This window comes from Maridesulfovibrio sp. FT414 (assembly GCF_050916235.1).
Taxonomy (GTDB): domain Bacteria; phylum Desulfobacterota; class Desulfovibrionia; order Desulfovibrionales; family Desulfovibrionaceae; genus Maridesulfovibrio.
Genome location: NZ_CP104854.1, coordinates 3,025,822 through 3,046,537 on the forward strand (window position 1 = coordinate 3,025,822; position 20,716 = coordinate 3,046,537).

A 20,716-nucleotide genomic window follows, 5' to 3' on the forward strand; every position below is an offset into this window, starting at 1 on the left:
TGTTTTTCATATAGGTGTGCGGTTGTGGTTAGCAGGGAGTGCGGTCAGATGGCCGCACTCCTTTTTTGTTGTGCAGCTGTGCAAGTAGGGAACGATATACAGAAAATTTGCAACGCTGCTTCATATAACGTAATAGGGAGTAAGGGATTTTAAAACTCTCAGCCAGGTGGAGATAGTATGTCCTTGGCTTATCTGACGAGGCTGTTCGCTTGTGCGTTTATCGTACTTCTTTTTACGTGCACGGATTTGCACGCGGACAGGGTTGTGTACCTCAGTTCCATCGACTGGCCTCCATACACCGGAAGTTCTCTCGAAGGCGAAGGAGAAAGCGCAAAGCTTGTGCGTGAAGCCTTTGCCGAAATGGGGTACGAACTTAAAATCATTTTTGTTCCATGGAAGCGTGCCATGCGTCTGGCTGAAACCAGCAGGAATGTGGCTGGCTATTTCCCTGAATACTATTCCGCAGAGCGGGCGGAAAAATTTATTTTTTCAAAGCCGTTCAGTTGCAGTCCGGTTGGATTGCTTATGCGCCGGGCAACCCCTTTGAAGTGGGAGACCATTTCCGATCTTGCCGGGCGCAGACTCGGATTTGTTGCCGGCTACGTAAATACCAGAGAGCTGGACCAGGCCATCGGAAACGGCACAATTGACGCTGACTATGCTCCACATGATGAAAGCAATATCCTCAAGGTCTCAGCTGGCAGGGTCGATGGTGCTGTCGTGGATCCCCTTGTGTTCAACTATCTTGCTGAAACACGGCCCGCTGTGGGGGCGATGAAGGATCAGCTTGCTGTCCACCCGGTCTATTTCGGAGTGAACGAACTGTACGTTGCATTCAAGCACAGCCCTGAAGGAAAAAGGTATTGCCAGATATTCAATGAAGGGCTGAAAAAATTACGGGCACGGGACGTTACTGTTCCCTGCAAAAAATGACTTATCCCGGTTTTTGCCTTCTGACATGGTCTGCAGCCTGTTTATCGTAATCCGACTCATTTCATGGAGAGTTGTGCACATGCTTTCAACATTCATCTCACCTGTCCAGCTTGAAAAGGCCGTACTGCATTTTCTGGCAATAGCTCTGGCTGCTCCTGCGGAGAATCATCCGTGTATACCTGTTCCCGGTGGAGATGTGACTCTTGTATTTCATGGACTGGATATTGTGCAGGAACGGGGCAGGCTACCGCTGCTGGTCCTTGATTTCGATTGCGGGAAATTCAGGCTTCAGGTCGAGTTTTTCGGCCATCTGGCCCCGGCAAAGTTCCATTGCGCACGGTTATATGACGGCGATGAAGTTGTCGCGGAACACCTTTTTGCCGATCCTGGTACTGTCTATCGGTCAGAACTTGCAGGTGAAATGGAGGCAGCATTTCCTGATTCGGCTGATGCCGGGGCTTTGATGGGCAGCCTGTATCTGTGGAGGTCCTGTGCAGGTCTTTCCTGCGTCTGTCCGGAGGAGCTGGGTAAGTACTTTGGCAAGATGAAATCTGTTTCGCGATATGTATGGGAATTGTTGAAAGCAGAATATACAAACGATGCCGTTGTTGAAAAATGGATTACCAGCGATTACACTTGTGCATCAGATAGCGCTGGCGTCTCTGTTGTGTTGGAAAATGGCGTTGTTGTAAATGTAAATATGTGATGCGCTATCATGCTTTTGTTGTGTATATTGCCATCGACAGTTGTTTACTTTGTCTGTGTATTTTGAATATAAATACAAAGATATGCATTGGCATCACTATCTTGACTAAAATGCTTTGCACAGTTAAATCTGCCCCTCGTTTTCATAAAGAAGGGGTTTTTTGTGGGAAAATTGAACTGGCTGGGCGAGTTTCGCGACCAAGGAGTTGAGCAGGCGTTTCAGCTTGCCAAGTGGCCATGGGTTCGAATCAGGCTTTTATTTTTATATTTTTTTACGATAGCAGCGTATATCATCGGAGTCGGAACCGATCTCCATGACCTTGGTGCCGGGACAGGTTTTAATACCATGCTGGTCATCAGGGCTGCCGGTGTGCTGTTGGGGGTAGTTGCCTTCATTCTGTTGCTTGCTGACCAGGTCCGCCTCAAGGTGCAGTATTTTGTCATGGCGGCCTGCATGTTCATGTTCGTGGTACTTGAATCCCATGAACTTATATTCAAGTACTCGGATATCGGTTCCCTGAGCGTGCCTTCCACCGTTTTTATGGTTCTGGCTTATTATGTTTTCCTGCCGCCGAGAGTAGTCCCGTCGCTCGCAGCCGGGCTTAGCGGGTCCTTGTTCTACCTTCTGTCACTTAGTTCCGTCATACCTGTCTCCAGCGGCACTTTCATCAATTGTGCTCTTTATTTTGCCCTTGCCAACTGTTTTGGAATTTTCTTTTTGGCCTCATTCGGTATTTCCCTGCGCCGAGAGTACTTTGCCCACGCTGAGCTGAAGAAGCTGGTGGAGTACGACGAACTGACCGGTGCATGCAGCCGTCGGCGGGTACTTGAGGCCGGGAACAGCATTTTCAAGGCTGCCTGCCGTTTCAATCAGAAGATGGCCGTGCTGATGATGGACATTGATAACTTCAAGAGAGTCAATGATGACTACGGGCATCATGTGGGCGACGCAGTACTCAGGGAAACGTCCAGACGGTGCAGGAGCGCGCTGCGAGAGGTCGACTATTTCGGTCGTCTGGGCGGTGAGGAGTTCGTGGTTATTCTGCCTCACTCCGGGCTGCATCATGCTGTAAGCGTGGCTGAACGTCTGCGCGGCAGTGTCTGCGGGGATGAAATAGTTTCCGGAAACGTAAAGCTGGCTGTTTCGGTCAGTATCGGTGTTGCGGAGCTGCGTCGTCATGAAAATTTTGCGGCACTGCTTCAGGAAGCTGATGAGCAACTCTATAGAGCCAAGAAGTGCGGGCGCAATCAGGTTTCCCCGATTCAGTTGCGGGTTCTTGAATGCGGGTGTCCCTAGTTTTTAAAATCATTGGTTTTACACGTAATGTTATAATTTAAATGATTTTAAATCAATGGGTATTCCAATGGTGCTTAGCTCCTTTGGCCGCCGCTGGATAAATCAGATTGTGAAAAGCGTGCAGCCTGTTAAAGTGTAAAATAAAAAGGGAAGTGGTCCTGATGACCGCTTCCCTTTATTTTTGCCGTGCGGGTGCCGCAGGTGCCTAGCGGGTAAGCTTGCGGTACTTGATGCGGTGGGGCTGGTCGGCGTCCTTGCCCAGTCTTTTCTTGCGGTCTTCTTCATACTCGGAATACGAACCTTCGAACCAGTATGCGGAGGAGTCGCCTTCAAAAGCAAGGATGTGGGTGGCGATACGGTCGAGGAACCAGCGGTCGTGGGAGATAACCAGTACACAGCCGCCGAAGTTGTTCAGACCTTCTTCCAGTGCCCGCATGGTGTTTACGTCGAGGTCGTTGGTCGGTTCGTCGAGGAGCAGTACGTTTCCGCCTTCCTGCAGCATGAGCGCGAGGTGTACACGGTTGCGCTCACCGCCTGAGAGGACCTTGCATTTTTTCTGCTGCTCGGAACCGGTCAGGTTGAATTTGCCGACGTATGCGCGTGCGTTGATCTCGCGGTCGCCGAGTTTTACGAATTCGTTTCCGCCGGAAATTACTTCGTAAACGGTTTTTTCCGGATCAAGGGCGTCACGGTGCTGGTCAACATGGGTGACTTTTACGGTTTCACCTACGCATACTTCACCGGAATCAGGATTTTCAAGACCGGCGATCATCTTGAACAGGGTTGTCTTACCGGCACCGTTGGGGCCGATGATGCCTACAATTGCCCCTGCGGGAATCAGGAAGCTGGTATTTTCGAGCAGCAGTTTGTCTCCGGCCTGCTTGCTGACATTCTTCAGTTCAATTACCTGCTTTCCGAGGCGCGGTCCCGGCGGGATGTAGAGTTCCAGCTCGCGTGTGTATTCATCGTTCTGCTGGTTGGCAAGATCATCGTATGCCTTGATTCTGGCCTTGCTCTTGGCGTGTCTGCCTTTGGGGGACATGCGAATCCATTCCAGTTCGCGGGCAAGGGTCTTGCGGCGTTTGTCATCGGCCTTGGCTTCGTTGGCAAGGCGTTTTTCCTTCTGTTCCAGCCAGGAGGAGTAGTTGCCTTTCCAGGGAATGCCCTTGCCGCGGTCAAGTTCCAGAATCCATCCGGCAACATTGTCGAGGAAGTAACGGTCATGGGTTACCGCAATGATGGTTCCGGCGTAGTTCTGCAGGTGTCTTTCCAGCCATGCTACGGACTCGGCATCAAGGTGGTTAGTGGGTTCGTCCAGCAGCAGGATGTCGGGTTCCTGCAGCAGCAGGCGGCACAGGGCCACGCGGCGTTTTTCACCACCGGAAATAACGGAAACCGGAGTGTCCGCGGGCGGGCAGCGCAGTGCATCCATGGCCATTTCAAGGCGGGATTCGATATCCCATGCTCCGCAATGGTCCATTTTTTCCTGAACCTTGGCCTGCTTGTCCAGCAGCGCGTCCATTTCTTCAGGTTCCATGGGTTCGGCAAACTTGGCATTGATCTCGTTGAACTCGTTGACCAGCGCCATTACCTCGGCAACGCCTTCCTCCACTACTTCACGGACAGTGCGGCTTTCATCAACCAGCGGCTCCTGTTCAAGGTAGCCGATGGTGTAGCCGGGAGAAATATGGGTTTTCCCTTCAAAACGGTCATCCACCCCTGCAAGAATCTTGAGGAGCGAACTTTTACCGGAGCCGTTGAGGCCCAGCACGCCTATTTTGGCGCCGTAAAAATAGGACAGGGATATGTCGTTCAGAATCGGTTTCTTGTCATAAAACTTACTGACCCGGACCATGGAATATATGATCTTATCAGGTTCGTTACTCATATTTATTACCTCATTTAATAATGTGCGTTTTGGAATGAACCCCGTTTTGGCAGAAAATTGCGCGTCAGGCAATGGTTCAGTGTGTACCGCAGCATGACGTTTCGTTAACTCCTCCTGCGAATAAAGTTTGGTTACACGCTTGTTCTTTGTATTAAAATCGGTCTAATGTCTTGGCGTTGGGGGTTGGCTGATGATTGAAAATAAGGGAAGGGTGTGCATGAAAGTGAAAAGCATTAATGCGGTTGTAGCTGTAGTGGTTTTTGTTCTTATCGGCATAACGGTGTCGCTGGGAGTCTGGTGGGTTTCGGCTGACACATATCAGGCCGTGTTCAAGGAACAGAAGAATGCCATGCTCAACATGGTCAACGAATCGGTAAGTGCGCTTGATATGTACATGGGGCAGACAGCCAGTACAGTAAAGCTGCTTGCGAATGACAAGGCCATGCGGGATGCTCTGGTGCATGGTGATAAACCAGCAGCAGACAGCCTGTTCAAGTCCCTGATCGGGTCGTCCGAAAATTACTGGGCGGGATTTCTTTTCGACCGTAATGGTAAGGTTGTTGTCGGGTATAATGCCAAGGGCGAGAATATGGCCGGGGCAGACCGGGCCTCGCGGGGTTACGTCAAAAAGATCCTTTCCGGGACGGATTTCTATATTGATGACAACATACTAATTTCAAAGAGCGGTGGCGGAATCATGATTTATGCCATTGCCCATTCCGTGCGTGATGCCAGCGGGAACATTGTCGGCGGGGTCGGGGTTTTTCCAAAATGGGATCGGTATACCGAGGCTTTTATCGATCCTTTCCGAATCGGCAAGGACGGCTACAGCTTCATGGTTGACAGCAAGGGAACACTCATTGCCCACGCTACGGACAAGAGTCTGCTCCTCAAGGATACTTCAGAATACGGCTTTATAAAAACTGTTTTGGCGCAGAAGGAAGGCGGGGCTGAGTATGTGTGGGGCGGTCGTGATAAGTACATGCAGTTCAAGACCTTTCAAGAAACCGGCTGGGTTGTTGTTGTAAGTGCCTACGAGGACGACCTGACCTCGGCTGCAACACATCAAAGAAATGTTCTTCTTATCGCAGGTGGGATGGTCATACTTCTTTTGGGTGGGATTATGGTCTTTCTGGTCAGGAAACTGGTCATCAGGCCTGTTGAAGACATTCTGGGATTTTCGACAGAGATTGCATCAGGAAATCTCAAGGCTGAACTGAAGGGTAAGTTCAGATACGAGTTCGAATCTCTTTCCGCGCAGATTAACTCCATGGTCGATGAACTCAAGAACAAGCTCGGTTTTTCCGAGGGCGTTCTCAACGGGCTGACTGTTCCCTGCGGAATTGTTGCTCCTGACGGTACCATGGTCTGGGCCAACCAGGAGGTATGTGATATGCTGGCTACCAGCGTTACGCCGGATTCCGTAAAGGGGATGATGGCCGGTGAATTCTATCTGGGCGATCCCGGCAAGGAAACACTTTCGCAGCAGGCGATCAAGCTGAAGCAGAAGTTTGAGAAAGATATGGTGTATACCGACTTCAAGGGAAATCAGAAGAACATCCATGTTGCCACCACTCCATTTTACGATATGGACAATAACCTGCTCGGCTCGCTGTCCATATGGATAGATATGACGGACATTATCCGTCAGCAGCAACGAATTGCTGAACAGAACGAGCGTATTACCAGGGCAGCTTCAGAGGCCGAAAGGATTTCCCAGAATCTGTCCAGCGCGGCGGAGGAATTGTCCGCCCAGATTGAACAGTCCAACCGCGGGGCACAGGAGCAGCGTGACCGGGTGGCCGAAACATCCGCAGCCATGGAGGAAATGAATGCGACGGTGCTTGAGGTTGCCGCAAATGCCGGAACTGCCGCCCATGATGCTGACTCTGCCCGTGATATGGCCCGCAGCGGGGAGCGGATTGTCCAGCAGATGATTGATTCTGCGGAAGGTGTAAAGGCACAGGCTGACAGTCTGAAACACTCCATGGAAGATCTCGGAGTGGAGGCCAAAGAGATAGGAAATGTTCTTGGTGTGATCAGCGATATTGCCGACCAGACAAATCTTCTTGCTCTTAACGCCGCCATCGAGGCCGCAAGGGCCGGGGAGGCCGGACGCGGCTTTGCCGTTGTTGCCGATGAAGTTCGCAAGCTGGCGGAGAACACAATGTCTGCAACGCGGGAGGTCGGTAACGCGATCAACAAGATTCAGACCATGACCAGACAGAACATTTCCGCAACCGAGGACGCTGCAGGGGCAGCACACCGCAGCAGCGAACTGGCCAATGAATCAGGGCGGACACTGGCTGAGATAGTCAAGCTGGTGGTCAATGCCTCTGATCAGGTCCGGGCCATTGCCACTGCGGCGGAAGAGCAGTCCGCCACCAGCGAGGAGATCAACCGCGCCACCGAGGACATAAGCAGGATCTCCCTTGAAACATCGCAGGTCATGAGCGAATCAGCCAGCGCTGTTCAGGAGGTTGCCTCCATGGCATCCAAGCTTAACGCGGTAATTGAGGATATTCAGTCGGAATAGGATTCAGGATCATATTTATGATGAGGCCCTTTTCGTTGGATTACGGAAGGGGTCTTTTTTATGCCGTGGGGCAAGTTTCCAAATCACCTTGCAAGCCCGGCTCAGGCTGTATAACATTTCGCAGTCACTGGAGAACTTAATGGATAATCAAAAGAAAACCGAACTCGAAAATAAAATAATAATAGAGATTGCAAACCTGAAGCAACAGGTTGAAAATATCAAGGATACTGTGGAGCCCGTGGCTCCTGACGCCGCCATCGGCAGACTTTCGCGTCTGGATACCATGCTCAATCAGGGCATCAACAAGAACTCCATTGCCCGGTCAAAAGAGAGAATCCTCAAGCTTGAGGGAACCCTTATCCGTCTCAGGGATGACCCGTTTTTCGGGGAGTGCGAGGGATGCGGGGAAGAAATTAATTTTGCAAGACTGCTGGCCCTGCCGGAAAGCAGGTTCTGTATAAACTGTGCTGAATAAGCCGGAGATTTTTCGTGGGAATTGCATCTGATCTGGTCATACTAATTGTTGCCGGTCTGCTGGGCGGCATGCTTGCCCGGCTGCTGCGTCAGCCTCTTCTGCTGGGTTACATTATCGCCGGGGTGCTGGTCGGCCCCCACACCGGGGGGATCACCGTTACCGATGTTCATGACATTGAACTGCTGGCGGAAATCGGCGTTGCCCTGCTTCTTTTCACCCTCGGGATTGAATTTTCCATCAAGGAACTGAAGCCGGTGCGCCATGTGGCCCTTATCGGCACACCTCTGCAGATAGTCCTGACCATGCTTTTCGGTTTTGGAGTCGGTTCGCTCATGGGCTGGGATTCGCATATTTCCCTCTGGTTCGGGGCCTTCCTGTCCCTTTCCAGCACCATGGTGGTCTTAAAGACCCTTGAGAGCCGCGGGCTGGTGGGCACCCTGTCCAGCCGGGTCATGCTCGGCATGCTGGTGGTGCAGGATATCGCCATTGTGCCCATGCTCATCATCATGCCGCAGATAGGGTCGGAGTCCTTCGGTTTCAGCGCATTGGGCATGGCCGGGATAAAGACGGTGCTTTTCCTTGCCACCATGTTCCTGCTGGGTACCCGCATCATCCCGAAGATAATGAAGACGGTGGCCGGATGGAATTCGCGTGAAATGTTTATGCTGACCTGCAGTGCCATCGGGCTGGGAATCGGCTATGCCACCCATGCGCTGGGGCTGTCCTTTGCCTTCGGAGCATTTGTGGCAGGCATGGTGCTCAGTGAATCACGTTACGCGTATCAGGCCCTTAGCGACATCCTGCCGCTGCGCGATATTTTCAGCATGATCTTTTTCGCTTCGGTCGGTATGCTTATTGACCCTGTGTATGTCTGGCACAACCTGCCGACCATCGCTCTTCTGGCCGTAGCCATCCTTATCGGAAAGGGGCTTATTTTCGGAACCATTTCCTGGGTGTTCCGGTATAGGAATGTCATTCCGCTGGCTCTTGGATTCAGCATGTTTCAGGTCGGGGAACTGTCCTTTCTGCTCCTGCAGCAGGGTGCGGATTCAGGTTCCTTTCCCAGAGAATATTTTCCGCTGTTCATGGGTACAGGTATCCTGACCATGCTCATGACCCCGTTCATGGCCTCCCTGACCAGTCCGATCTATTCCCGCATACAGAGCCGCAGGAAGAGTGATCCCCTGCAGACGGTCAACCTTCCAGAGTCCGATCTTGACGGACATGTGGTTATCCTCGGTTACGGAAGGTTCGGCTCTTATGTGTCCCGGACTCTGGACTCTCTGGATATTCCACATGTTACCGTTGAACTAAACTCCACCAAGGTCGAACAGGCTGCTGAAAACGGCGAGTCCGTAATCTATGGAGACGCGCAGCAGGAGATTGTGCTTGAAGCTGCAAGGGTTTCCCATGCCCGGATGGTGGTCATGACCATTCCTTCGGTCAACGGTTCGGCCGCAGTAATAGAAAAAGTCCGGCAGCTGGCACCGAAAGCCAAGGTCACTGCTCTTTCCCGCAACCCGGAGCACCTTGAGGTTCTTGATTCCCTTGATGTGCACCATATCATCATGCCCGAATTTGAAACCGGGCTTGAAATGGTCCGCCAGACCCTTTTCGAGTATAACCTGCCGCCCGATGAAATTCAGAATGTGATGGCATCCATGCGTCGTGAAAGGTATACAACAGAGGTTGAGCTGCAGCACCCCAAGTATGCCCAGTTGGCAAGGCTCGGCAAGGCCGCGGATTCCATCGCGCTGCACTGGGTCACCGTGGAGGACGGTTCGGAGGTGGCCGGAAGGTCCCTGGCCGGAAGCAAGATCCGAACTGTGACCGGGGTATCCGTTGTTGGCATCCTGAGCGGTGATGATTTCACCCTTAACCCCGAAGGCGGCTACAGGTTCCAGCCAGGAGATGTTGTCGGCGTGCTGGGGGGAAAGGATAATATTAAATTCTTTAAAAATTTTGCAGCCAAACGTGAGTCCTGATTATGCGTAGTAAAATCCTGTTCTATTCACTTCTCGTCGTGTTGATGCTTGCAGCCGGTTGCGCCCGGACCAGAATCCCGTCCCCGCGCGGCATGGGCGAGGCCCCGTATCCCGGAGGCAGCCCGGTTGACGTTCTGGCGTATTTCGAAGGGATTCCCTACCGTGGTGACGGCGCGATAAACCATCATGGTGATTTCACCCTTTTCGCCACTCCGGAGATTCTGTTCAGCAAGCCGGGGCTTAACTGCAGCGGGTTCACGGTTGCTGCTTCCAGATACCTGTTCCGCAGAAACCTGCTGCTCAACGACATGACCATCGACCGGCTCGGAGACAGCGGCAAGGATTCTCCATACGGGCAGGACTGGGATTTCGGGTATGACGTCGTTCTTAACGTTACCGAAGGCATGAACCGGAAGGTAATGCTTCCATTCGGTGAGACAGCACAGATTGAAGGCAGCAACGGTATGACCCTGCGTGGTTTCGAGCTGCATGACCGGGATGCGTGGCGAGATGTCATCAGCAGGATGCGTCCGGGCATGATCTATCTGTTTTCCATGAACAAGCCGGTGAGTTTCAAGAATTACACGCTGCTGCACTATCATGTTGGGCTGATCGTCCCGGACGACAAGGGGCATGTCTGGCTCTGCCATGCCACAACCAAGGGCGGGGTGAACAAGGCCGACATCACCGACCAGGCCGCACTGGACCGGATAATCAATGCCAACCCGGACGGCAGTCTGGGCCCGCGCAGCATCCTGATAATTGAAGTCCCGTCCCGGGTCGGTTTTTCTGCGGCCCTGAATACCATTACCAAATAAGGACAGGTTCCATGTTCGCCGAGAATATTATGTTCGCGCTTGGGCTGACGCTTTTTGCAGGATTATCCACCGGCATAGGTTCAGCTCTCGCCTTTTTCGCCAAAAAGACCAACACCCGATTTCTTTCCCTTGCGCTCGGCTTTTCTGCCGGGGTCATGATCTACGTGTCTTTCATGGAAATCATGGTCAAGGCGCGTGTCGCGTTGCAGGCTGACCTTGGAGATGTGACCGGAACATGGGTTTCGGTTATCTCTTTTTTCTGCGGAATAGCTCTCATCGCTGTGATCGACAAATGTGTTCCTTCATATGAAAACCCGCACGAGATGCACCGTATTGAAGATATAAGTCCCAGTGGGGCTGTTGCGGCATTCGAGTCCGGGGCCATGCCGGATATCGGGAACGGCCTTGAAACCGAAGCCGGGCGCAAGAAACTGTTCCGCATGGGAACCATGGCCGCTCTTGCCATCGGTATACACAATTTTCCCGAAGGACTTGCCACCTTCACCGCAGCCATCAGCGATCCAAGCCTTGGTGTAGCCATCGCTGCAGCCATTGCCATTCACAACATTCCCGAAGGAATCGCCGTGTCCGTGCCTATCTATTATGCGACTGGTGACAAGAAGAAAGCATTCATTTATTCTTTCCTGTCCGGCCTTGCGGAACCGGTCGGGGCCCTTGTCGGATTCGTCCTGCTGATGCCGTTCATGTCGGAGACGGTGTTCGGGGTCATCTTCGCCGGGGTTGCCGGAATCATGGTTTTCATTTCGCTCGATGAGCTGCTGCCCGCAGCGGAAGAGTACGGACAGCACCACATGGCAATTTACGGACTTGTTGCCGGAATGGGAGTAATGGCCCTTTCGCTGCTGCTGTTCCTGTAAGGCTGCCGTATGCACCGGCACGGTGTTATCTTTTTACCTGAAATTTGTTGTATCGGATGCTGATCTGCAATATTCAATTGTTTTTACGGTGACGGATATCTGATTGTTTTGGAATTCTCTTCTCTGCGTATCTCATCCGATGCCGATTATTAAAACAGGAGTTGAAATGGCTAAGAAAAATATAGGAATTCAGGGATTCACCCTGCCCATGCCGCAGACTATCCTCGGTTGCAGGCATGAAGGCCGCAACAATTTCATGGCGTTGGCCTGGGTATCGCGGGTCAACTATAATCCGGCATTGATGATGATTTCCGTCGGCAAACGCCATTTTTCCAATGCCGCCATAATGGAGACCGGTGAGTTCAGCGTAAACATACCTTCCGTTGATATGGTGGAAGTGACCGATTTCGTCGGGCTTGTTTCCGGCAGCAAGCTGGATAAGTCCGGACTGTTCGAAGTGGAACAGGGTGAACTTGAAAACGCCCCGGTGATCTGCCAGTGTCCGGTATCCATCCAGTGCAAGGTATTCAATTCCATGGAACTGCCCAACGATACTCTTTTCGTCGGAGAGGTTGTCGCCACATGGTGCGACGAGGAAGTGCTGGTTGACGGAGTGCCCGACATCAAAAAGGTCAACCCCTTCACCCTGACCATGCCGGATAACCGTTACTGGGATGTTGGCCAATGCGTCGGCCGCGCCTGGCATGACGGCAAAAAATTGAAGTAAGGATGATGCTCCGGCGGGACTCCCGCCGGTCTCTCCGAGGGCCAGAGAACCCTTTGAAAAGGGTTCTCTGGACTCTCCCAAACTTTTTCAACGGGGCTTCGCCGCTTCGTATGATAAGCAGGCTGTGAGTATAAAGGCCGTAATTTCTTTAGAAATTACGGCCTTTTTTGTCTTATTTTGTAGGCAGCGCTGTCTTCGTTCACGAAGCGGCGAAGCCTTACTGAAAGGTTTTGGGATTCTTAAACCCTTTTGCAAAAGGGTTTAAGCCGCCGGAGGCTTTCCCGGCAAGGCTGTTAGCGCATCAGTCCCTCAAATAATGTTTGTAGCAGGCGATAGCATTCAGGGCGAAGAGTGAGGTGGTAACTTCGCTGCCCACGATGATTCGCGTGGGGTGTCGCACCATGGTCCATTCGTAGGCTTTGTAGGGATGCTTGAAGCATCCTTCTCCGAGATGATTGTGCAGAATTTTTATACCGCGCTCGATAAGTCCGTCGCCGCGTTGCGGATAGCGCAGCAGGCAGAGGGTTGCGACTGCCAGTGATGCGTCGAACGGATTGAGGGTCGCGCCGAGCATGTCGTATTTGCAGTAGTTGATGGCCGCCTGCCGGATTTGTTCGACTTTACCGTCCGGGTCGATGAGTTCGCGTTCAGCTTCGGAGAGCGTGAGCCATGTGTCGTACAGGCGTCCGGCATAGCTGACGTATATTTCGGGCAGGTAGAACCGTACCGCACTGTCATGCCGGAAATTGCCGCTGCTGAAGGCGTTGTGGTGGAAGGTCAGGAACCGTTTGACGGTTTCTAGATTATCGCCTTCAAGGGCCTTCCACTGGGCGCGGTTGACAAGGATTGAGTCGAGAATATCCATGTTGTGTCCGGGACATATTTCATTGCCCAGCGTCTCGCGAATAAGGCGGCCGTCCTTTTTGCGGAACGGCTTGTCGAACCAGAGCGGGACGGACCCGAAATAGTCCAGCGGGCGGGTCATGGTTATGGTCGGGGGATTGGTCTTGTTGCCGCCGCCGACCTGATATTCGTTGATGATTTCCACCCATGGGAAGTCGAGGAACTCCTCGGCCTTGCGCAGCAGTTCGCGGTCGCAGTCGAGTTTTTTTCTTTCAACAAGATCCAGCCATTTGCGGGACATGGCAAGTGCTAGGAAGGTGGTATCCACGTCCGGCACGTAGTCGTCAAATCCCAGTTCCTTCTTGGCCTTCCAGTCGCGGGGCTTAAGGTTGCAGAGCGGTTTGCCGTTTTCGTCCTTGGGCAGGCAGGTTATGGCCGGATGCCTGATTCCAGAACTCGGGGCGGCCAGCCACTCCATGCTGGTGATTATGAGAAAATGGAGAATTGATTCCAGCATTTCCCTGAGTTTTTCCTGTTCGGCCTGCGGGAGTTCTTCAAGGATATATAGGTTGTAGATCTGCTCCCAGAAAATATCGTCGTAAAAGGCGGTGCGGTGGGTGATCCATGAAACTCGCATGGAGAGCGGCTCGGCGATTCCCTTCCACGGGCGGCGGAATATTTTCAGGGCCAGCGGATTGGCGTGCAGGAAGCAGCGCATCAGCCCGAAGAGCAGGTTGATGTTCTGGAATTCATGCGACCCAAGGCCGACCATGATGTTTATGAAATTTTCACCGTCGCAGATGGAATCGCCGGGCATGAGTACCTGTGCGGAAACAGGGAAATACGGATCGTTCGGATTCTTATCCCAGACGCGGATGATGTCTTTGAGCACCGCCTGAAGCACCTCGTCAACCTCGGCATCGCCGATGCGCGGCGGGCGGGTGTCGGCAGTATGGCGAATGCGCCACTGCGGGTCCTTTACGCGGTTGAGCAGGGTCGCCAGAGGCGCGAAGGTATTTTCTATCCACTCCCTGTTCTGCCAGTCGGAGAAATCGGCCTGCATGGCGGCGGTCATCATCTCCTGATAAGACCCGACCTTTTCCAGCTGGATGGCAGGGTGCGTGCACCAGCGCAGGATGAAATGCTTCAGAAAGGGGTTGCCGAAAAGTTTTTTGTACAGTTTGCGCAGGTTCTCGCCCGGCTCCCCTGTTTTACCGCATTTCAATATGGGGGTGTCACATATGTCGTATATTGTTGCGTGTTTCACGCCTGTTGCTCCATGTTTAGATTCAAAGATACTTGAAATGATATCCAGCTAAAATAAATCCAATAATTAGAATATATATTGAATGTATTTGTTTAATGACAATTAGTCGTGTGCCGTGGCGAAGCCATAATAAAAGGTTTTGGGATTCTTAAACCCTTTTGCAAAAGGGGTTAAGCCCCCGGAGGGCCGCCGGAGGCATACATTGTTAATTCTCCGGCTTGGATTGATAAAAAAATATGCAAAAAGACCTATCAAAGTGGGGCTTGCCTTGCAATCCATTGGGGCAGGATGTACTGTCCCTTAGAGTCCTTGAAAAGGGCTGTGATGATATGGTGATGATATGATAAAGTGCAGTTGTTACAGACTGTTGAGTGCTTGAGCAATAGTTCTTTATCACGACATGATCAAGATGGAATGGAACGGGAGACCATGGAAAGATTTATAGCCGACCTGCATATTCATTCAAGATTTTCACGTGCCACCAGTAAGGCCTTGAGCCCCCGGCTGCTTGCCGCCTGGGCCAGGGTGAAGGGGATAGACGTCATCGGCACGGGTGATTTTACCCATCCTGAATGGGTGGCCGAGATAGAGGCGCAACTGGTGGATGACGGGTCGGGACTCTTCAGCCTGCGGGAGCCCAAAGGACTGGAGAACGAAATCGACTGGGTGGACGGCCCCTTTGCGGGGCAGACGCGGTTCATGCTTCAGGCCGAAATAAGTTCCATCTACAAGCGTCTCGGAAAGACGCGCAAGGTCCATAACCTCATTTACATGCCGGACCTTGATTCGGTTAAGAGGTTCAATGCCAGGCTTGACGCCATCGGCAACCTCAAATCGGACGGCAGGCCCATCCTCGGGCTGGACAGCAGGGACCTGCTGGAAATCGTCCTTGAAACCAGCGACAAAGCCTTCCTCGTTCCCGCACACATCTGGACTCCCTGGTTCTCCCTTTTCGGATCAAAATCCGGCTTCGATACAGTTGAAGAATGCTACGGCGACCTCGCTTCCGAAATTTTCGCCATGGAAACGGGCCTTTCTTCCGACCCGGAAATGAACTGGCTTATCTCCGCCCTCGACAGATACCGTATGATTTCCAACTCCGACGCCCATTCCGGGGAGAACCTCGGCCGCGAGGCGAACATTTTCAGCGGTGCCCTTTCATATGAAGGTATCTACCGCGCGTTGCGGGGCGAGGGGCTGGGGCACAAGTTCATGGGGACAATCGAATTTTTCCCCGAGGAAGGCAAATATCACATGGACGGCCACCGCAAATGCGGGGTGGTGCTTGATCCGCATGAATCCAAAATGCGTGGCGGTATCTGCCCGGTCTGTGGAAAGCCGCTGACCATGGGGGTCTATTCAAGGGTGATGGAGCTTGCGGACCGTGAGAATCCGCACCAGCCCAAGGGACAGCCCGGATTTGCCTCGCTTGTTCCGCTCAAGGAGCTTATTTCGGAAGTGGTGGGCGCTGGGCCCAAGACCAAGAAGGCTCTTGGTGTATATGCCCCGCTGATTCGGGAGTTCGGTTCGGAATTCACCATCCTGCAGCAGGTTCCGGTTGAGGACCTGAAACGGCACAATGTGCATCTTGCCGAGGGCATCAGGCGCATGCGCGAGGGGCAGGTGATCCGCAATTCCGGTTTTGACGGGCAGTACGGAACCATTTCCGTATTTTCACCGCAGGAGCGTGACGAGATAATCAACGGTGTGAAGCTGGTTGTGGTGCGCAAGGAAAAGGGCGACCTTGATACCGGAAAACCACGGGTGGAGATCCGCAGGCAGGGCGAGGTTGAAGAGGAACCTCAGGTTGTGAAGTTCAACGATGCCCAGAAGGCTGCGGTTGAGGCCGGTCCGGCCCCTGTTCTGGTTATTGCCGGTCCGGGGACGGGCAAGACCCAGACCCTCATGGGACGCATCAAGTATCTGCTGGAGCGGGGCACAAGGGCCCGGCGCATACTCGCGCTGACTTTTACCCGCAAGGCCGCAGAGGAAATGAACGAGCGCATGAAGGCCATGTTCGGTGAGGATGAGGTTCTGCCACGGGCCGATACCCTGCATGCCCTTGCCCTTGAGTACTGGCAGGCCGCATTCGAGGAATCCCCGATCATTTTGAATGAGGAGGGGGCCAGAAAGGTTTTCGGAAGGGCCAATCCGGAGCTCAGCGGCAACAGGCTCAAGAGTGCCTGGGACTCCATCAGCCTTTCAAGGGAAACCCTTGAACCGCTTGAAGGCGATGCCGCGGAAATCCTGTCACGCTACGCCGCCCAGAAGGATCAGTACAATCTGGTTGATTACACCGATCTGCTTGAGTTCTGGCTGGAGGAACTGAAATCGGATCATTATGTGCGGACCTTCACCCATGTGCTGGTGGACGAGGTACAGGACCTTTCTCCGTTGCAGCTGGCCATTGTTCACCGGCTCGGCGGCGGTGACGGAGAGGGAATCTTTGCCATCGGCGATCCCGACCAGTCCATCTACGGGTTCCGCGGTGCCGCCGGAGATGTTGCTGCCCGTTTTAGGTCCTTCTGGGAGGAGCTCATAGAGGTAACCCTTGAGGATAACTACCGTTCGGCTCAGGAAATTCTTGATGCCTCGGCTTCAGTCCTGCCCAATCGTCCGAAATTGACGGCCCGCAGGAAATATGAACCGGAAATACATCTTTTCACCGCCCCTGACAGCGGGCGCGAAGCCTCATGGATCAGTGAACGCATCAAGCAGCTCATCGGCGCAACCAGCCACAGCCTTGGCGATTCATTGGGGCACGGGACCATGAGTCCCGGTGATATTGCGGTACTGGTCCGTTTCAAGGCTCTGGTCGGGCCCATTGAGGCCATGCTCAAGAGGCAGGGCATTCCGTGCAGCGTGCCGGAGACCGAGAGCTTCTGGCATGATCAGCGGGTCGAGGCCCTGCTTGCCGCTGCCCGGCGCATGCTAGGTTTTGCCGAGGGAAGTGATGACGAAATTCCTGAAGTGCCGGAGAAGATTCTGGCCCAGGGACCGCTTGGGCTTTCAGCCTATCTCAACAACATGCCGCCTTTTGATCAGCTTTTCTGGGAGAGCAGGGCCTTCCGTGATGTGGTCAAGGGATACAAGGAGTACGGCGGGTGGTCCGGTCTTTTGAACTGGATTCACATGCAGGACGACCTTGACCAGGTCCGTAAAAAGGCCGAGAAGGTACGCATCATGTCCATGCATGCTGCCAAGGGGCTTGAGTTTGAAGCGGTATTTCTTGCCGGGTTGGATGACGGTATTGTTCCGTTTGCCGGGCTTGACGTGCTTACCGGGAATATTACCGGGGCAGCAGGGCTGGTTGATGAGCAGGAAGAGCGTAGACTTCTTTATGTGGGTATGACTCGGGCCAGAAAAAAACTTTGTCTTTCGCACGCAGTCAAGCGCCCGCTTTATGGACGAACCCTGCGTCTGCCTGTTTCCCGTTTCCTGAAGGACCTGCCGCCCTGTGTAAAGCGGTCGGCCATGGTCGAGCGCAAGGTGCAGAAAGAGAGGAAGATAAGCCTCCTGGACCTGTAAGGTCCTGACAGGCTTCCGGCCTCTTGTGGTAACTCCCTGCGCATGTCTTCCTAGAGGAGGAAAACCCTGTAGAGCACTTTCTCATAAACCAGAGACATCTTGCGAGCTGCGATTACACTCAAGCCTACGCCGCGCAGTCTGCAGAAGATGTGCAGCGGGTTCAGATAGTGTTGAAAAAAATTTCTGACCCTTTTCATTTTAACGCTCCGACTGTTTAGATTAATTACTAATTACGATAGCAATAAATGTGCCCCGGATTAAAAGTTATTTTAGCCCGTATTATTGAGGAAGTGATCACTTTGCTTATTTTAGGAATACCTGTTGAAAAGGGAAAAAATGGCCATCTATTTGAGTCATATTGACTCGGAAATACCGGTGGCCGGGCCATCCTGGGTCATTCCCGGAACCGTGGAAGAGAACTGCCGCTATCTGGCTGGAAAAGTGGACGAAGTTGCGCTGCTTTTTTTTGAAGCCGGGTCCTGTCTGAACTATACTGTCACCGATCTGCCGGCTGCACTGTCGGAAATCGGGCTCTGCTACCATATCCATCATCCCCTTGATCTGCCCTGGTCAGATGGAAGGGCTGCGGCAGATGTAGTCTGCACCCTTGCGGAAAAAGCTGCCACTCTTGCGCCACGCCGACATGTAATCCATCCCCCGGAGTCCGGGCCGGCGGCAGTAGAACTGATTCACGGTTTTGCCGATAGGTTGAAGTCAGCGGGATTTGACACCGCTGATTTTCTGTTTGAAAATATCCGTGAGAACGATCTTACAGGTCTGCTGGGTGCAATCAGGGAGTGCGGATTCAAAATATGTCTTGATCTCGGGCATATACTGGCCTACGGACAACAGGCTATCCTTTCAGAGGATCTTTCCGGGCTGGTGAAAATGCTGCACTTGAATGCGCCCGGAAAGGACGGCATGCATGAATCTCTGGAAAGGCTCGACGCTCGCGGGGTTGATGTTCTGGGGCGCCTTCTTGAATTGCTTGATAAGGAAGGATGTATCACTGTTGAAGTGTTTTATGAAAAAGGTTTCTTTAACTCATTGCGATTCTTGAATGAATATTGTGGCGGAAGATAATTGTGTACATACCTTGTGAAATTTTTCTTGTAGTTGCGGTTTGTGCGCAAAATAGCGTAGGTAAGAAAAAGTTTTTCTCGATTTTGTATTTGTGTATTTGAGGATTCAACTTGATTACATTTATACTGGGGGGCAACAGGTCGGGAAAATCGGACTACGCCCTTGATGTTTTTTCCGCTTACAGCGGCAGGAAATGCTTCATTGCCACAGGAAAAGCCCGTGACATGGCTTTCCGGCAGCAGATAATGGAGCACCGCAGGGAGCGTGATCCGTCCATCCCCGTGCTGGAGTCCGGGGCGGACTTGCACGAGGTCCTCTTGAGGGCTAAAAAGGATTATGACCATCTGCTGGTGGACAGTCTGGATTTCTGGATGTTCTCCTGCTCGCAGCATGCGGAAGGGGAATATTGTATCGGGGAGGTTGTCCGGCTTTTGTCCCAGTGGGAAGGGCCGGATGTTGTGCTGGTGTCATGTGAGGTGGGCCTTGGCCCTATTCCTATGACCCGTGAGCTCCGCGGCTTTGTCAGAAGCCTGGGGTCACTCAACCGAAAAATGGCCGCTTTAGCTGATGAGGCTTACCTCGTGGCCGCAGGGTTGCCCCTTACCCTGAAAAAATAATTATGGCTTATTTTAAACAGCTTGAAGACCGGCTTCAGGATCTGCTTGCCCTGTGCAGCAAGGATGAACGCTGGCTGGTAGTGGTTAACGCCGATCCGGACTCCCTGGCTTCGGCCATGGCGTTTAAACGGATAATCGGCCGCAGGGTCGCCGCAGTGGGTATCGCCCATATCAATGAGATCAAGAGGTTGGACAACCTTGCCATGATCCATTACCTGCGCATCCCGACCAAAAAGATGATCCCCACACTGGTGGCACAGTACGACAAGTTCGCGATCATCGATTCACAACCCCATCATCATCCTGACTTCTCCGAGGTGAAGTTTTCGGTTGTCATAGACCACCATCCGTTGCCGCCGGAACCCTATTCACACGCGAAATTTACGGACATCAGGCCACATTACGGTTCCAACAGCACCATGCTGACCGAGTACCTGTACAACCTGAAGATCCGCCCCGCCAAGCTGCTTGCAACTGCGTTGCTGTACGGCATCAAGACCGATACCCAGAGCTTTGAGCGGCCTTTTATTGATGATGACGTCAAGGCATTCCGGTATCTGACCAAACATGCCGACATGAACCTCATCAAGCGTATCACCCGCAGCGAGATCCATCCGGACTGGCTGAGGTACTTCTCCCGTGCCTTCTACAACCTCCGCCGGATCGGTCCGGGGCTTTATTCTCATCTGGGTAAGGTAGAAAACCCGGATACACTGGTGATCCTGGCTGATTTCTTCATGCGCGTTCACGGAGTATCCTGGGATGTTGTTTCAGGCATCTATCAGGAGACCCTGGTCATTATTTTCAGGGGTGACGGATTGCGCAAGAACATGGGCCGCATGGCTGCAAAGCTCTTCAATGAATACGGCTCCGCAGGGGGCCACAAAGCCGCTGCAAGGGCAGAAATCAAGCTTGACGCCCTCAAGGACGCTGATCCTGAATCCTTTGTGGTCAAGAAATTGACTAAGGATATGAATAAGACCGTCAAGCGAATCTGACGAATATCCACGTGTCCTGCCGGGCGGCATTGCTTGCCCGGTAAGACATCATCCTTTGCTCCAACTCACAGATGCTGACCGGACAGCATGTTGAAAAATATTCTGAGCATGATTATTTTTATGGTGTTTATTAAAAAT

At 52.6% G+C, this 20,716-nt stretch carries 16 protein-coding genes; 13 read left to right on the forward strand and 3 right to left on the reverse strand.

Features of this window, described 5'->3' with window-relative positions; genetic code table 11:
* Positions 1-177 precede the first annotated feature (177 nt).
* From N7E73_RS13405 to N7E73_RS13415, 3 genes are all read left to right on the forward strand, one after another.
* Entirely contained in the window at positions 178-933 is a 756-nt protein-coding gene (locus N7E73_RS13405; protein WP_432735366.1) for a substrate-binding periplasmic protein, read from the forward strand.
* A 79-nt stretch (positions 934-1,012) separates the two neighbouring features.
* Positions 1,013-1,639 (forward strand): hypothetical protein, encoded by a 627-nt coding sequence (locus N7E73_RS13410; RefSeq protein WP_432735367.1) that lies wholly within the window; start codon positions 1,013-1,015, stop codon positions 1,637-1,639.
* A gap of 162 nt (positions 1,640-1,801) precedes the next feature.
* Positions 1,802-2,935, forward strand: a complete 1,134-nt coding sequence (locus N7E73_RS13415) for a GGDEF domain-containing protein (RefSeq protein ID WP_432735368.1) — start codon at positions 1,802-1,804, stop codon at positions 2,933-2,935.
* A 205-nt stretch (positions 2,936-3,140) separates the two neighbouring features.
* Here N7E73_RS13415 and ettA read toward each other — a convergent pair whose 3' ends face one another.
* Positions 3,141-4,823: an energy-dependent translational throttle protein EttA gene (ettA, locus tag N7E73_RS13420; RefSeq protein WP_432735369.1), complete on the reverse strand. Its 1,683-nt coding sequence runs from the start codon at positions 4,821-4,823 to the stop codon at positions 3,141-3,143.
* Between the two features lie 190 nt (positions 4,824-5,013).
* Between ettA and N7E73_RS13425 the strand changes: the two genes are divergently transcribed.
* From N7E73_RS13425 to N7E73_RS13450, 6 genes are all read left to right on the forward strand, one after another.
* Positions 5,014-7,359 (forward strand): methyl-accepting chemotaxis protein, encoded by a 2,346-nt coding sequence (locus N7E73_RS13425; RefSeq protein WP_432735370.1) that lies wholly within the window; start codon positions 5,014-5,016, stop codon positions 7,357-7,359.
* A gap of 139 nt (positions 7,360-7,498) precedes the next feature.
* On the forward strand, positions 7,499-7,834 hold the full coding sequence (locus N7E73_RS13430; protein ID WP_432735371.1) for a TraR/DksA family transcriptional regulator: 336 nt from the start codon (positions 7,499-7,501) through the stop codon (positions 7,832-7,834).
* Between the two features lie 14 nt (positions 7,835-7,848).
* Positions 7,849-9,819: a cation:proton antiporter gene (locus N7E73_RS13435; protein ID WP_432735372.1), complete on the forward strand. Its 1,971-nt coding sequence runs from the start codon at positions 7,849-7,851 to the stop codon at positions 9,817-9,819.
* Positions 9,820-9,821: 2 nt separating this feature from the next.
* Positions 9,822-10,637 carry a hypothetical protein gene (locus N7E73_RS13440; protein WP_432735373.1) on the forward strand — a complete coding sequence of 272 codons (816 nt, stop codon included), beginning with the start codon at positions 9,822-9,824 and terminating at the stop codon, positions 10,635-10,637.
* An 11-nt stretch (positions 10,638-10,648) separates the two neighbouring features.
* Positions 10,649-11,515, forward strand: coding sequence for a zinc transporter ZupT (zupT, locus tag N7E73_RS13445; protein ID WP_432735374.1), 867 nt, complete (start codon positions 10,649-10,651; stop codon positions 11,513-11,515).
* 166 nt (positions 11,516-11,681) lie between these two features.
* On the forward strand, positions 11,682-12,242 hold the full coding sequence (locus tag N7E73_RS13450; protein ID WP_432735375.1) for a flavin reductase family protein: 561 nt from the start codon (positions 11,682-11,684) through the stop codon (positions 12,240-12,242).
* Positions 12,243-12,543: 301 nt separating this feature from the next.
* Here the strand turns inward: N7E73_RS13450 and N7E73_RS13455 are convergent, their stop codons facing one another.
* Positions 12,544-14,352, reverse strand: a complete 1,809-nt coding sequence (locus tag N7E73_RS13455) for a hypothetical protein (protein WP_432735376.1) — start codon at positions 14,350-14,352, stop codon at positions 12,544-12,546.
* Between the two features lie 429 nt (positions 14,353-14,781).
* Here N7E73_RS13455 and N7E73_RS13460 point away from each other — a divergent pair, with 429 nt between their 5' ends.
* Positions 14,782-17,880 (forward strand): UvrD-helicase domain-containing protein, encoded by a 3,099-nt coding sequence (locus N7E73_RS13460; RefSeq protein WP_432735377.1) that lies wholly within the window; start codon positions 14,782-14,784, stop codon positions 17,878-17,880.
* A gap of 50 nt (positions 17,881-17,930) precedes the next feature.
* Here N7E73_RS13460 and N7E73_RS13465 read toward each other — a convergent pair whose 3' ends face one another.
* Positions 17,931-18,077, reverse strand: a complete 147-nt coding sequence (locus N7E73_RS13465) for a hypothetical protein (RefSeq protein WP_432735378.1) — start codon at positions 18,075-18,077, stop codon at positions 17,931-17,933.
* 124 nt (positions 18,078-18,201) lie between these two features.
* On the opposite strand from N7E73_RS13465, the gene cbiR reads away from it, so the two are divergent.
* From cbiR to N7E73_RS13480, 3 genes are all read left to right on the forward strand, one after another.
* Positions 18,202-18,963 carry a cobamide remodeling phosphodiesterase CbiR gene (gene cbiR, locus N7E73_RS13470; protein WP_432735379.1) on the forward strand — a complete coding sequence of 254 codons (762 nt, stop codon included), beginning with the start codon at positions 18,202-18,204 and terminating at the stop codon, positions 18,961-18,963.
* A gap of 110 nt (positions 18,964-19,073) precedes the next feature.
* Complete coding sequence (locus N7E73_RS13475) at positions 19,074-19,580, forward strand: bifunctional adenosylcobinamide kinase/adenosylcobinamide-phosphate guanylyltransferase (RefSeq protein ID WP_432735381.1); 507 nt, start codon at positions 19,074-19,076, stop codon at positions 19,578-19,580.
* A gap of 2 nt (positions 19,581-19,582) precedes the next feature.
* Positions 19,583-20,578: a DHH family phosphoesterase gene (locus N7E73_RS13480; RefSeq protein WP_432735382.1), complete on the forward strand. Its 996-nt coding sequence runs from the start codon at positions 19,583-19,585 to the stop codon at positions 20,576-20,578.
* Positions 20,579-20,716 lie beyond the last annotated feature (138 nt).

Coding starts and splice junctions, on each gene's coding strand:
- N7E73_RS13405 (WP_432735366.1), top strand. CDS start 178: ATGTCCTTGGCTTATCTGACGAGGCTGTTCGCTTGTGCGTTTATCGTA.
- N7E73_RS13410 (WP_432735367.1), top strand. CDS start 1,013: ATGCTTTCAACATTCATCTCACCTGTCCAGCTTGAAAAGGCCGTACTG.
- ettA (WP_432735369.1), bottom strand. CDS start 4,823: ATGAGTAACGAACCTGATAAGATCATATATTCCATGGTCCGGGTCAGT.
- N7E73_RS13425 (WP_432735370.1), top strand. CDS start 5,014: ATGATTGAAAATAAGGGAAGGGTGTGCATGAAAGTGAAAAGCATTAAT.
- N7E73_RS13430 (WP_432735371.1), top strand. CDS start 7,499: ATGGATAATCAAAAGAAAACCGAACTCGAAAATAAAATAATAATAGAG.
- N7E73_RS13440 (WP_432735373.1), top strand. CDS start 9,822: ATGCGTAGTAAAATCCTGTTCTATTCACTTCTCGTCGTGTTGATGCTT.
- zupT (WP_432735374.1), top strand. CDS start 10,649: ATGTTCGCCGAGAATATTATGTTCGCGCTTGGGCTGACGCTTTTTGCA.
- N7E73_RS13450 (WP_432735375.1), top strand. CDS start 11,682: ATGGCTAAGAAAAATATAGGAATTCAGGGATTCACCCTGCCCATGCCG.
- N7E73_RS13460 (WP_432735377.1), top strand. CDS start 14,782: ATGGAAAGATTTATAGCCGACCTGCATATTCATTCAAGATTTTCACGT.
- N7E73_RS13465 (WP_432735378.1), bottom strand. CDS start 18,077: ATGAAAAGGGTCAGAAATTTTTTTCAACACTATCTGAACCCGCTGCAC.
- N7E73_RS13480 (WP_432735382.1), top strand. CDS start 19,583: ATGGCTTATTTTAAACAGCTTGAAGACCGGCTTCAGGATCTGCTTGCC.